Annotated in this window: 9 protein-coding genes; 2 read left to right on the forward strand and 7 right to left on the reverse strand. The window is 74.4% G+C overall.

All coding sequences use genetic code 11. From position 1 onward, the window contains the following. Positions 1-6: 6 nt before the first annotated feature. From GCU56_RS12445 to GCU56_RS12460, 4 genes are all read right to left on the reverse strand, one after another. Complete coding sequence (locus GCU56_RS12445; RefSeq protein ID WP_163482062.1) at positions 7-1,581, reverse strand: FMN-binding glutamate synthase family protein; 1,575 nt, start codon at positions 1,579-1,581, stop codon at positions 7-9. Then, the gene (locus GCU56_RS12450; RefSeq protein WP_163482063.1) at positions 1,578-3,185 is read right to left on the reverse strand and encodes an FGGY family carbohydrate kinase; all 1,608 of its coding nucleotides are present in this window, start codon (positions 3,183-3,185) and stop codon (positions 1,578-1,580) included. The genes GCU56_RS12445 and GCU56_RS12450 overlap by 4 nt, the downstream gene beginning before the upstream one ends. Positions 3,186-3,257: 72 nt before the next feature. Continuing rightward, positions 3,258-4,088 (reverse strand): DivIVA domain-containing protein, encoded by an 831-nt coding sequence (locus tag GCU56_RS12455; protein ID WP_163482064.1) that lies wholly within the window; start codon positions 4,086-4,088, stop codon positions 3,258-3,260. A 186-nt stretch (positions 4,089-4,274) separates the two neighbouring features. Continuing rightward, complete coding sequence (locus GCU56_RS12460) at positions 4,275-5,606, reverse strand: MFS transporter (protein WP_163482065.1); 1,332 nt, start codon at positions 5,604-5,606, stop codon at positions 4,275-4,277. A 221-nt stretch (positions 5,607-5,827) separates the two neighbouring features. Here GCU56_RS12460 and GCU56_RS12465 point away from each other — a divergent pair, with 221 nt between their 5' ends. Beyond that, complete coding sequence (locus GCU56_RS12465; RefSeq protein ID WP_163482066.1) at positions 5,828-6,229, forward strand: cupin domain-containing protein; 402 nt, start codon at positions 5,828-5,830, stop codon at positions 6,227-6,229. 27 nt (positions 6,230-6,256) lie between these two features. Here GCU56_RS12465 and GCU56_RS12470 read toward each other — a convergent pair whose 3' ends face one another. The 3 genes from GCU56_RS12470 to argG form a co-directional block, all read right to left on the reverse strand. Continuing rightward, positions 6,257-7,357 carry an acetate/propionate family kinase gene (locus tag GCU56_RS12470; protein ID WP_163482067.1) on the reverse strand — a complete coding sequence of 367 codons (1,101 nt, stop codon included), beginning with the start codon at positions 7,355-7,357 and terminating at the stop codon, positions 6,257-6,259. Further along, the gene (locus GCU56_RS12475) at positions 7,354-9,798 is read right to left on the reverse strand and encodes a phosphoketolase family protein (RefSeq protein ID WP_163482068.1); all 2,445 of its coding nucleotides are present in this window, start codon (positions 9,796-9,798) and stop codon (positions 7,354-7,356) included. The genes GCU56_RS12470 and GCU56_RS12475 overlap by 4 nt, the downstream gene beginning before the upstream one ends. A 94-nt stretch (positions 9,799-9,892) precedes the next feature. Continuing rightward, positions 9,893-11,344, reverse strand: a complete 1,452-nt coding sequence (argG, locus tag GCU56_RS12480; RefSeq protein WP_163482069.1) for an argininosuccinate synthase — start codon at positions 11,342-11,344, stop codon at positions 9,893-9,895. A gap of 129 nt (positions 11,345-11,473) precedes the next feature. Here argG and GCU56_RS12485 point away from each other — a divergent pair, with 129 nt between their 5' ends. Then, positions 11,474-12,772 carry a hydroxyacid-oxoacid transhydrogenase gene (locus GCU56_RS12485; RefSeq protein ID WP_163482070.1) on the forward strand — a complete coding sequence of 433 codons (1,299 nt, stop codon included), beginning with the start codon at positions 11,474-11,476 and terminating at the stop codon, positions 12,770-12,772. Positions 12,773-12,788: the final 16 nt, after the last annotated feature.

Below are 12,788 nucleotides of genomic sequence, written 5' to 3' on the forward strand. Positions count from 1 at the left end.
CCGCTGTCAGCCGACGGCGTCCGCCGACGGCGGGGCCGATCCGCCCTGGGGCCCCCGGGGCACCATCAGCTCGATGACCGCCGCCTGGTCGGCGGCCGACGGCAGTCCCCAGTCGGGCTGGTAGCCGTACACCTCGCGCAGCGGCGTGGAGCTCGTGCGGCCGTCGAGGATCTCGACGGCGTCGCACCCGATGAGGCCGGGGTGCTCCACGCCGCAGGCCTCGGCGACCTTGAACAGGTCGCGGCGCAGCGTCTCCAGGTAGTTGGCCGCACGCACCGACTTCAGCGCCGGGTCCAGGCCGTGCGCCAGCCACGGGTTCTGGGTCGCGACGCCGGTGGGGCAGGTGTCGGTGTGGCACTTCTGCGCCTGGATGCAGCCGATGGCCAGCATCGCCTCGCGGCCGACGTTGACCATGTCGCAGCCGAGGGCGAACGCCACGATCGCGTTGTCGGGCAGGCCGAGCTTGCCGCCGCCGATGAAGGTCACCTGCTCGTGCAGACCCTGCCGGGCGAAGGCCGCGTAGACCCGGGCGAAGCCCAGCTGGAACGGCAGGGACACCGAGTCGGTGAAGATCAGCGGCGCGGCGCCGGTGCCGCCCTCGCCGCCGTCGACGGTCACGAAGTCCACTCCGCGGCCGGTGCGCGCCATGAGGTCGGTCAGCTCGACCCAGAACCCCATGTCACCGACGGCGGACTTGATGCCGACCGGCAGGCCGGTCTCCGCGGCCAGGAGCTCCACCCAGTCGAGCAGGCTGTCGGGGTCGGAGAACTCCGCGTGCCGCGACGGGCTGATGCAGTCCACGCCCTCCCGCACACCGCGGGCGGCGGCGATCTCGGCGGAGACCTTGGCCGCGGGCAGGACCCCGCCCAGCCCCGGCTTGGCGCCCTGGCTGAGCTTGATCTCCAGTGCGCGCACCGGCGCACCGGCCACCAGGTCCTTCAGCCGGTCCAGGTCGAAGCGGCCCTCGTCGTCCCGGCAGCCGAAGTAGGCGGTGCCGATCTGGTAGACCAGCTCGCCGCCGTGCCGGTGGTACGCCGAGACGCCGCCCTCCCCGGTGTTCTGCAGGCAGCCGGCCAGCGCCGCCCCGCGGTTGAGCGCCTCCACCGCGGCGCCGGACAGCGAGCCGAAGCTCATCGCCGAGACGTTGACGACCGACGCCGGCCGGAACGCCTGCGCCCGCCCCCGCGGCCCGCCGAGCACCTTGGCCGACGGCACCTGCACCTCGTGCGCGGACGCCGGGTGCGACGGCGGCACGGCACGGCCGAAGGTCTTGTGGTTGATCACCGGGTACCCGGCGGTGTACTCGAGGTCGTTGTCGGTGCCGAAGCCGAAGTAGTTGTTCTGCTTCTTCGCCGAGGCGTAGACCCAGCGGCGCTGGTCCCGGGTGAACGGCCGTTCCTCGTTGTTCCCGGCGACCAGGTACTGCCGCATCTCCGGGCCGACCGCCTCGAGCAGGTAGCGCGCGTGGCCGATGACCGGGAAGTTCCGCAGCAGCGTGTGCTCCCGCTGCACCAGGTCGCGGGCGGCGACCGCCGCCAGCCCCGCCAGCCCGGCCACCGCGGCGCGTGCCGCACCCCTCATGGTCGTGTCCCTCCGTCGTCGTCGAAGTCCTCGGACATGGCGGCTCCTCTCGATCCGACCGGGCGGGACGGGGTGTCGTCCAGGGCGTCGAGCGTGGTCAGGACGTCGGTGAGCGCCTGGGTCGAGCGGTCGACCAGCGGCCGCATCCGCCGGTAGACGGCCACCGCCTCCGGGTCGGGCTCGACCGGGTCGTGCACGGCGACCAGCGCCGTCGCGGCATCGAGGTCGGGCAGCGCACCGAGGGCGTGCCAGCCCAGCAGGCTGGCGCCCAGCCCGGTGCCCTCCGGCGAGTCGGCGACCCGCACCGGCAGGTCGAGGGCCGCGGCGAGGGTGCGCACCCACAGCGGGGAGGCCACCGCTCCCCCGGTGGCCCGCACCTCGCGCACCGGGAGGCCGGTGTCGGCGAAGGCGTCCCGCACCAGTGCCAGCTGCTGGCAGACGCCCTCGACCGCCGCCCGCACCAGGTGCGGACGGCGGTGCTCCCGGCGCAGCCCGATGAACGCCCCGCGCAGCCCCGACCGCCACCACGGCGCCCGCTCCCCCAGCAGGTAGGGCAGGCACAGCAGCCCGGCGCTGCCCGGGACGACCTGCTCGGCCTCGGCCAGCAGCCGCGCGTCGAGCTCGTCGGCCGCCTCGCCCTCCGGCTCCGTGCCGTCGGGGTCGGCGGCCAGGGCCTGCGCGGCCCAGCGCACCACCGACCCGCCGTTGTTCACCGCTCCCCCGACCACCCAGTGGTCGTCGGTCAGGGCGTAGCAGAACAGCCGGCGGCCCTCGTCGACCGTCGGAGCGGGGACGACGACCCGCATGGCGCCGCTGGTGCCCAGGGAGACGGCAGCGACGTCGGGCCGGACGGCGCCGATGCCCAGGCTGGCCAGCACCCCGTCGGAGGCGCCGATGACCACCGGGAGGTCCGCGGGCAGCCCGGTCGCCGCCGCCACGTCGGCCCGGAGGCCCGGCAGCACCGCCGTCGTCGGCAGCACCTCACCCAGCTGACCCGCCCGCACCCCCGCGATGCCCAGCGCCTCGTCGTCCCAGGTGCCGGCGCGGAGGTCGTAGAGCCCGGTGGCCGATGCGCACGACCGGTCGAGCACGTGCCGGCCACCGCAGAGCCCGGCGACCAGCAGCTCCTTGACCCCGCCCCAGCGCGGGACACGGGCGACCAGGCCGGGGTCCTCCGCCCGCTCCCAGGACAGCTTCACCAGCGGCGACATCGCGTGCACCGGCGTGCCCGTGCGGGCGTGCAGGGCGCCGGCCCGCCCGTCGGCGACCAGGGCCGTCGCCCAAGCGGCCGCGCGGTCGTCGGCCCAGGTGAGCACCGGCCCGAGCGGGTCGCCGTCGTCGTCCATGGGGACCAGGCCGTGCATGGCGGCGCTGAGGCTGATGCCGGCCACGCGGTCGCCGCGCTCGCGGGCCAGCGCCGCCACCGCGCCCAGGGCCTCGACGGCGGCGGCCACCAGCCGGGCGGCGTCGAGCTCGGCCCGCCCCGGCGCCGGCACCAGCAGCGGGTAGCCGACGCTGGCGAGGTCGCGCACCCGGCCGTCGGTGCCCGCGGTGACCGCCTTGGTCGCCGTCGTCCCGGAGTCCAGCCCCACGACGACGTCCACGACACCTCCCTGACCGGCCCATTCTCCTGGCGCGATCGTGCTCGCGGCGCCGATCGCCCGCCACCGGGGGCGTCAGGACACCGGCTGCGGGTGGGCGTCGTCGACCAGCGACCCGGTCAGCCGGCCGAGTGCGTCGTCGAGGTGGGCGGTCAACCGCTGCAGCGCCACGCGGGCGTCGTCCCGCCGGCGCGCCAGGTCGTCGAGTTCGGCCTGCGCGGCCGCCACCTCGGCCGCCCACGCGGCGGCCACCTCGGCGCGGGCCCGCTCCTCCTCGCGGGCGCGCCGCTCGGCCGACTCGCGCGCCAGGCGTGCCCGCTCGGCCGCCGCCTCGGCGAGGAGCCGCTCGGCCGCGACCTCGGCCTCCCGCTGCCGGGCCCGCGCCTCGTCCCGGGCCCGCCGGGCGTCTGCCTCCATCAGCCGGCACTCGGCGACCGCGGCCTCCTTGACCCCGGCGGCGCGGCGCAGCAGCTGGTCGGCCTCGCTGCGGGCCTCCGCGCGGATCCGGTCGGCCTGCACCGTCCCGGCCTCGGTGCGGACGGCCGCCTCGTCGGCGGCCAGCCGGAGGATCTCCCCGACCCGCTCGGAGGTGCGCACCAGGTCCCGGCCCTCCGGCGAGCAGGCCAGCAGCCGGCGGGAGATCTCCAGCTCGGCGGCGCAGGCGCCGTAGCGGCTGAGCAGGTCGTCGGTCTCGCGCCGCGTGGTCAGCAGCTCGGACTCCGTCCAGGCGACGTAGTCGTCCACCTGCAGCCGGTCGTAGCCGCGCAGCGCGGTCCGGAACAGCGGCCGGGGGGCGAGGAGGGCGTCGAGGGCACCGGCGCGGTCGGGGCGACCCGGCAACCCGCCGGTGGACGTCGCCTCGACCGGCCGGCCGTCGGCGGCCACGAGCTCACTGCGTCGGAACATCGCCGGACTCCCTCCCGACCCGACGCGCGACCGTGCCCGCACCGCCCGACGCCGGGGACAGCTGTGGAGTTGCGGAGACTGCCAGAGGGCGGGCGCCCGGCGACGGCACGACACGACGGTGCCCGGGGCGTCCGGCGTCGTCCGCCGTGGCGGTGCCCGGGCGGTCACCCGGGGTGAATCGGCGGCTCAGCGGTAGGCGGAGCCGCCCCGCAGCCGGGCGGTGACGGCGACGCGCAGCGGGGCGAGGACCACGCCGTCGCGGGCCAGCCGTGCCCGGAGCTGGCGCCGGTGCCGCAGCACCCCGACCAGACCGATCGCCCAGAAGACGTACTGGACGGCGAACGCGGCGCGGAAGGCGTCCAGGGAGTAGTCCGTCGAGCCGCCCGGGGTGAGGACGTCGAGGACCGCACCGACGGCGAGGATGGTCAGCAGGGAGGCCACGAAGCCGCCGACGTTGACCACGCCGCTGGCGCTGCCCTGCCGCTCGGCGGGGTTCCAGGTGCGGGCGAAGTCGAAGCCGATCATCGAGCCCGGCCCGTTGGTGCCCAGGACGACGACCAGCAGCACCAGCAGCGGCAGGGGCGCCCGCCCGGGCCACGCCAGCACGACCGTCCAGATGGCGGCGGTGAGCGCCAGGATGGCGAAGACCAGGGCCGACCGGCGCAGTGGCCAGCGCCCGCACAGCCGGCCGACCAGCGGGCCGACGACGATGCCGACCACGACCAGCAGGGTGAGCAGCCCGGCGGCGGTCGCGGGGCTGAGCCCCTGGCCCACGACGAGGAACGGATAGCCCCACAGCAGCGCGAAGACGGTGCCCGAGAACTGGGTGACCAGGTGGGTGTAGAGCCCGATGCGGGTGCCGGACTCCCGCCAGGTGAGCGCCAGGCTGTGCCGGACCTCCGCCAGCCCGGACGGCGTGGCCAGCTCGGTGCCCGGCGGGACGTCGCGCAGCGCCACGACGACGAGGACCGCGACCAGCACCCCGGCTCCCGCGGCACCCAGGAAGGTGCTCTCCCACGAGGTGGAGTGCAGCAGCGCGACCAGCGGATAGGCGGCGACGATCTGCCCGAACTGCCCGAGCATGCCGGTGAGCTGGGTGATCAGCGGCACGGTGGGGCCGGGGAACCAGAACCCGATCACCCGCAGCACGCTGACGAAGGTCATCGCGTCCCCGGCGCCGACCAGCACGCGGGCGGCGATGGCGGTCGGCACGTCGCCGGCGACGGCCAGCAGCGCCTGCCCGGCGGCCATCGTGAGTGCGCCGGCGAGGATGAGGTTCCGCGAGCCGAACCGGTCCAGGGCCACGCCGACCGGTACCTGCATGGCCGCGTAGACGACCAGCTGCAGCACGAGGAAGAGCGAGATCGCCGACGCGCCGGCCGTGAACCGCTCCTGCGCCTCGACGCCGGCCACCCCGAGGGAGGCGCGGTGGAAGACGGCGACCGAGTACGCGGCGAGGGCGACCAACCACACGGTGTAGGCCCGGGCGGTCGGGCGGACGGCGGTCGGCGTGCTCACCCCAGGGACGACGTCCGCCGCTCCCCGGTGCTTCCCCCGGGACGGGTGAGATCGCTCACCGCGCGGATGCGGTCCGATCCCGCCCGACGGCGACGAGCGTGATCACTTCCTCCCCGGGACAGGACTAACCGCGCACGTCGGCGGGCAGGAGGACCGGCATCCGCCGGGGACCCGTGCCCCGGCCGTACCGCTGTGCCCGTCCGACGAGAGGAGCGCCCTCCATGGCGTCCGTCATCCACTACACGATCGCGACCGAGGCCGAGAAGTCCGCCGACTTCCGCCGCGTCCTGTGGACCGGCAAGAACACCCAGCTGGTCATCATGACCATCCCGCCGGGCGGTGAGATCGGCGAGGAGGTGCACGAGGACATCGACCAGATCCTCACCTTCGTCAGCGGCACCGGCGAGGCGCAGATCTCCGGCAGCAAGAAGAAGGTGGCCCAGGGCGACCTGGTCGTCGTCCCGGCCGGCACGAAGCACAACTTCGTCAACACCGGACCCAACCCGCTGGTCCTCTACACGGTCTACGGCCCGCCGGAGCACGCCGACGGCGCGGTGCACAAGACCAAGGAGGAGGCCGACGAGCTCGAGGAGGCCGGCAAGGACGAGCCGCCGACCGAGTGAGCCGGTGCGGGGGATGCGCCGGCCGGCTCATCCCCCGCCCAGCACGGCCAGCACCTCCCGGCGGACCTCCAGGTCCTCCCGGGCGGTGACGACGACGGTCCGGGCCGCCGCTCCGGCCCCGCTGATCTCGGCGTCCCCGGCCGCGGCCCGGTTGGCGGCGGCGTCCACCGCGAGGCCGAGGTGGGCGAGCCGCTCGGCGACCGCCGCCCGCACCGGCCAGGCGTGCTCCCCCACGCCGCCGGTGAACACCAGCAGGTCCAGCCCGCCCGTCGCCGCCGTCATGGCCGCGACCTCCCGGCACAGCCGGTGCAGGTAGACGTCGAGGGCCAGCGCGCAGTCGGCGTCGCCGGCCGCGCGTCCGGCGACCACCTCCCGCAGGTCACCCGTGGTGCCGGACAGCCCCTTGAGCCCGGCGTGGTGCTCCAGGACGTCGGCCACCTCCTCCCGCGGCTCCCCGCCGTGCTCCAGCAGCCACAGCAGCAGCCCGGGGTCGACGCTGCCCGGCCGGGTGTTCATCACCAGCCCGGCCAGCGGGGTGAAGCCCATCGTGGTGTCGACGGACACCCCGTCGCGGACGGCGGCCAGGGAGGCGCCGGCGCCCAGGTGCGCCGACACGATCCGGAGCTCCGCGGCCGGCCGGCCGGCCAGCTCGGCCCCCCGCCGCACGGCGTGGGCGTGGGAGAGCCCGTGGAAGCCGTAGCGTCGCAGGCCGAAGCGGCGGTTCCACTCCCGCGGCAGTGCGTACGTGCGCGCGGCCGCCGGCAACCCGGCGTGGAAGGCGGTGTCGAAGCAGGCCACCGCCGGCACGCCGGGCAGCAGCTCGCCCACCATCGCGACGGCGGCCAGCGCCCTCGGGTTGTGCAGCGGCGCGAGGTGGCTGACCGAGTACAGCGATGCGACCAGCAGGTCGTCGACGACCGCGGGAGCGGTGTGCCGGGGGCCGCCGTGCACCACCCGGTGACCGACCGCGTCGGCACCGTCGCAGCGCTCCAGGAAAGCGGCCAGCGGTTCGAGGTGCCCCTCACCCGCCCAGTGCTGCACGTCCTCGGCGTCCGTCACCGCCCCGTCGGCGTCCAGGAGCGCGAGCTTGAGGCTGCTGGACCCGGCGTTGACGACCAGGACCCTCATGCCTCGGGCTCGTGGAGCGGTCCGCCGCCCGAGGTCCCCGGCCCGGCCGCCCCGGACCACTGCCAGTCCCGGATCTCCGGGAGGTCCTCCCCGTGGGTCCGGACGTACCGGCGGTGCTCGATGACCTGGTCGCGCAGCCGGTCCCGGTGGTGCGCGCCGACCGCCTGCAGCCGGGGCACCCGGTCGATGACGTCGATGGCGAGGTCGTAGCGGTCGATCCCGTTCAGCACGCACATGTCGAACGGCGTGGTGGTCGTCCCCTCCTCCACGTAGCCGCGGACGTGGACGTTGCGGTGGTTGGTCCGCCGGTAGGTCAGCCGGTGGATCAGCCACGGGTAGCCGTGGAAGGCGAAGACCACCGGCCGGTCGACGGTGAACAGCGAGTCGAACTCACGGTCGGACAGCCCGTGCGGGTGCGACCGGTCGTCCTGCAGCCGCATGAGGTCGACGACGTTGACCACCCGGACGGCCAGGTCGGGGAACCAGCCCCGGAGGATCTGCACCGCCGCGAGGGTCTCCATCGTCGGGACGTCGCCGGCGCAGGCCATCACCACGTCGGGCTCCCGGCCCCCGTCGCTGCTGGCCCACCCCCAGATGCCGATGCCCTTGGTGCAGTGCTCGACGGCGTCGTCGATGCCGAGGTACTGCAGGGCCGGCTGCTTGCCCGCGACGATCACGTTCACGTACTGGCGGCTGCGCAGGCAGTGGTCGGCCACCGACAGCAGGGTGTTGGCGTCCGGCGGCAGGTAGACCCGCACGACCTCGGCCTTCTTGTTGACGACGTGGTCGATGAAGCCGGGGTCCTGGTGGCTGAACCCGTTGTGGTCCTGGCGCCACACGTGCGAGGTGAGCAGGTAGTTCAGCGAGGCGATCGGCCGCCGCCAGGGGATGCCGTTGGTGGTCTTCAGCCACTTGGCGTGCTGGTTGACCATCGAGTCGACGACGTGCACGAACGCCTCGTAGCAGGAGAAGAAGCCGTGCCGGCCGGTGAGCAGGTAGCCCTCGAGCCAGCCCTGGCAGGTGTGCTCCGAGAGGATCTCCATGACCCGGCCGCCGGGGGCCAGGTGGTCGTCGTCCGGGTACCGCTGCGCCGTCCAGGCCCGGTCGGTGACCTCGAGGACGGCGCCGAGCCGGTTCGAGTCGTTCTCGTCGGGCGAGAACACCCGGAAGGTCTGCATGTTCTCCCGCATGACGTCCCGGAGGAACGTGCCCAGCACCCGGGTCGCCTCCACGGCACCGGTGCCCGGCTCCGTCACGGGGACGGCGGAGTCGCGGAAGTCGGGCAGCCGCAGCGGCCGCAGCAGCACCCCGCCGTTGGCGTGCGGGCTGGCGCTCATGCGGCGGGACCCGGCCGGGTGCAGGTCCCGGATCGCCGGGACGGGCGCGCCGTCGGAGTCGAAGAGCTCCTCCGGCCGGTAGCTGCGCAGCCACTCCTCGAGCACCCTGCGGTGGCCGTCGTCGCCCCGGGCGTTGCTGAAGGGCACCTGGTGCGAGCGCCACGACCCCTCGACGCGGTGCCCGTCGACCTCCACCGGCCCGGTCCAGCCCTTCGGGGAGCGCAGCACGATCATCGGCCAGCGCGGCCGCTCCCCGTCGTCGCCCTCGCGGGCCCGGCGCTGGATCGCCGCGATCTCGTCGAGGCAGTGGTCGAGCGTGGCGGCGAGGGACTGGTGCACGAGCGCCGGGTCGGAGCCCTCGACGACGTACGGCGCCCAGCCGTACCCGCGGAGCAGCGCGTCCAGCTCGTCGGCGGGGATGCGGGCCAGGACCGTCGGATTGGCGATCTTGTAGCCGTTGAGGTGCAGGATCGGCAGGACGGCGCCGTCCTGGCGGGGATCGAGGAACTTGTTCCCGTGCCACGCGGCCGCCAGCGGGCCGGTCTCGGCCTCGCCGTCCCCGATGACGGCGGCGACCACGAGGCCGGGGTTGTCGAAGGCGGCGCCGAAGGCGTGCGAGAGGGCGTAGCCGAGTTCGCCGCCCTCGTGGACGGAGCCGGGCGTCTCCGGCGCGACGTGACTGGGGATGCCGCCCGGGAAGGAGAACTGGGTGAACAGCCGCGCCATCCCCGCGGCGTCCCGGGACACCTCGGGGTAGACCTCGGAGTAGGTGCCCTCCAGCCAGGCGGCGGCGACCGGGCCCGGGCCGCCGTGCCCGGGGCCCATCACGTAGAGCACGTCGAGGTCGCGCGCGGCGATCACCCGATTGAGGTGGGCGTAGACGAGGTTCAGGCCCGGCGTGGTCCCCCAGTGCCCGAGCAGCCGCGGTTTGACGTGCTCGCTGCGCAGCGGTTCGCGCAGCAGCGGGTTGCCCATCAGGTAGATCTGCCCCACCGACAGGTAGTTGGCCGCCCGCCACCACGCGTGGATCCGCTCCAGCTCGGCCGGCCCGAGCGGCCCCCCGGTCCCCGCGTCCTGCGCTGCACCTGCGTCCACGGTCACCATGCGCCCACCGTGCCGGGTGCGCCGGCCGCACAGCCCGGGGCGGGTGTCCCCGGGAGCAGGGCCGGAGGTCCCTGTGCCCCCGGCGGCACTCCGGTCAGTCGGTGCCGGACTCCATCGCCGCGCGGTCGAGCGCCTCGTCCTCGTCGGAGACCGCGCCGCGGGAGGCGATGACCTCGGCCCCGCCCGCGGGCATCGCGCCGATCAGCCCGGTCGCCGCAGCCTGCGCGGCACCGATCGCGGCCGGCGCCGCCCCGCCGCCGACCATGCCGAGACCGGCGTACTGCTCGAGCTTGGCGCGCGAGTCGGCGATGTCGAGGTTGCGCATCGTCAGCTGACCGATCCGGTCTACCGGCCCGAAGGCCGAGTCCTCGGTCCGCTCCATCGAGAGCTTGTCCGGGTGGTAGCTGAACGCCGGGCCGGAGGTGTCCAGGATCGAGTAGTCCTCACCCCGGCGCAGCCGCAGCGTCACCTCGCCGGTGACCGCCATGCCGACCCACCGCTGCAGCGACTCCCGCAGCATGAGGGCCTGCGGGTCCAGCCAGCGGCCCTCGTACATCAGCCGGCCCAGGCGCCGTCCCTCGCTGTGGTAGCTGGCGAGGGTGTCCTCGTTGTGGATGGCGTTGACCAGCCGCTCGTAGGCCACGTGCAGCAGGGCCATCCCGGGCGCCTCGTAGATGCCGCGGCTCTTGGCCTCGATGATCCGGTTCTCGATCTGGTCGGACATGCCCATGCCGTGCCGGCCGCCGATCGCGTTGGCCGCGAGCACCAGTTCGACCGCGGAGCCGAACTCCCTGCCGTTGATGCTGACCGGGCGGCCCTGGGCGAAGCCGACGGTGACGTCCTCGGGGGCGATCTCGACGGCGGGGTCCCAGAACCGGACGCCCATGATCGGGTCGACGGTCTCGAGGCCCGTGTCGAGGTGCTCGAGCGTCTTGGCCTCGTGGGTCGCGCCCCAGATGTTGGCGTCGGTGGAGTAGGCCTTCTCCGCGCTGTCCCGATAGGGCAGACCGTGCGCGACCAGCCACTCCGACATCTCCGTGCGACCGCCGAGCTCGGTCACGAAGTCGGCGTCCAGCCACGGCTTGTAGATCCGCAGCGACGGGTTGGCCAGCAGCCCGTACCGGTAGAAGCGCTCGATGTCGTTGCCCTTGAAGGTCGACCCGTCGCCCCAGATCTGGACGTCGTCCTCGAGCATCGCCCGGACCAGCAGCGTGCCGGTGACCGCCCGCCCGAGCGGGGTGGTGTTGAAGTAGCTGCGCCCGCCCGAGCGGATGTGGAACGCCCCGCAGGTCAGCGCCGCGAGCCCCTCCTCGACCAGCGCCGCACGGCAGTCGACCAGGCGGGCGATCTCGGCTCCGTAGGCCGTGGCCCGCCCGGGCACCGACGCGATGTCGGGCTCGTCGTACTGGCCGATGTCCGCGGTGTAGGTGCAGGGCACCGCGCCCCGCTCGCGCATCCACGCGACCGCCACCGAGGTGTCGAGACCGCCGGAGAAGGCGATCCCGACGCGTTCGCCGATGGGCAGGGAGGTGAGCACCTTGGACACGAGCAAGAGTATGCACGGCCATGCATGACCATACGAACGCGGGGTCCGGCGCTTGGCCTCGCGCGGTTCCGCGCAGGACACTCGCAGCGACCTGCACCCGAGTCCCCGCCGATCGAGGAGGGCCCGCCGATGTCGTCGACCGCCAGCCACACCCCCGCGAACCCGGAGAGCGTCTTCACCTACGGCGCGCCACAGCTGAAGTTCGGGCCGGGCGCCTCCGACGAGATCGGCTACGACCTCAGCCAGACCGGTGCCCGGCGGGTGCTCGTGGTCACCGATCCGGGCGTGGCCGCCACGGGCCACCCGCAGCGGGTCGCCGACCAGATGACGCGGTTCGGCATCGAGGCCCGTGTCTTCGCCGGCAGCCGCGTCGAGCCGACCGACGAGAGCCTGCAGGTCGCCGTCGACTGGGCCCGCGAGCACGGCCCGTGGGACGCCATCGTCGCCGTCGGCGGCGGGTCGAGCATCGACACCGCCAAGGCGGTCAACCTGCTCACCACCAACCCCGGTGAGCTCATGGACTACGTCAACCAGCCGGTGGGCGAGGGCCGGGCGCCGGTCAACCCGCTCAACCCGCTGGTCGCCGTCCCGACGACCACGGGGACCGGGGCCGAGAGCACCACCATCTGCGTGCTCGACGTCCTGGCCCTCAAGGTCAAGACCGGCATCAGCCACGCCCGCCTGCGGCCCACGATGGCCGTCGTCGACCCGGCGCTCACCCGCACGCAGCCGGCCGGGGTGACCGCCGCTGCGGGGATGGACATCCTCTGCCACGCCCTGGAGAGCTACACCGCCCGGCCCTACACGACCTTCGAGCACAAGACGCCCGAGCAGCGGGTGCCCTACTGCGGCGCCAACCCGATCGCTGACATGTGGTCGGAGAAGGCGATGGGTCTGCTGGCCGGGTCGTTCCGCACCGCCGTCCGCAACGGCGAGGACGTCGACGCCCGCGCCGACATGGCCATGGCCGCGACCTTCGCGGGCATGGGCTTCGGCAACGCCGGGGTGCACATCCCGCACGCCAACGCCTATCCGATCGCCGGGCGGGTCAGGGACTTCCACCCCAAGGACTACCCGGCCGACGAGCCGATGGTCCCGCACGGCATGTCGGTCGCCCTGACCGCGCCCGAGGCCTTCCGGTTCACCTTCGACGCGGCGCCCGAGCGGCACCTGCGCGCCGCCCGGCTCCTGGCCCCCGACGCCGAGCAGACCGACGACCCGGCGGAGTTCCTCCCGGCGGTCCTCACCGCGCTGATGCGCGACATCGACCTCCCCGCGGGCATCGGCGCCGTCGGCTACCACGAGGGCGACGTCCCCGACCTCGTCGAGGGCACCATGAAGCAGCAGCGTCTGCTGGCCACCGCACCCAAGGACGTCAGCGAGGAGGACGTGGCCGGCATCCTCACCCGCTCGCTGACCCTCTGGTGACGGCATCCGCGCAGGT

This window comes from Geodermatophilus sabuli (assembly GCF_010686765.1).
Taxonomy (GTDB): Bacteria; Actinomycetota; Actinomycetes; order Mycobacteriales; family Geodermatophilaceae; genus Geodermatophilus; species Geodermatophilus sabuli_A.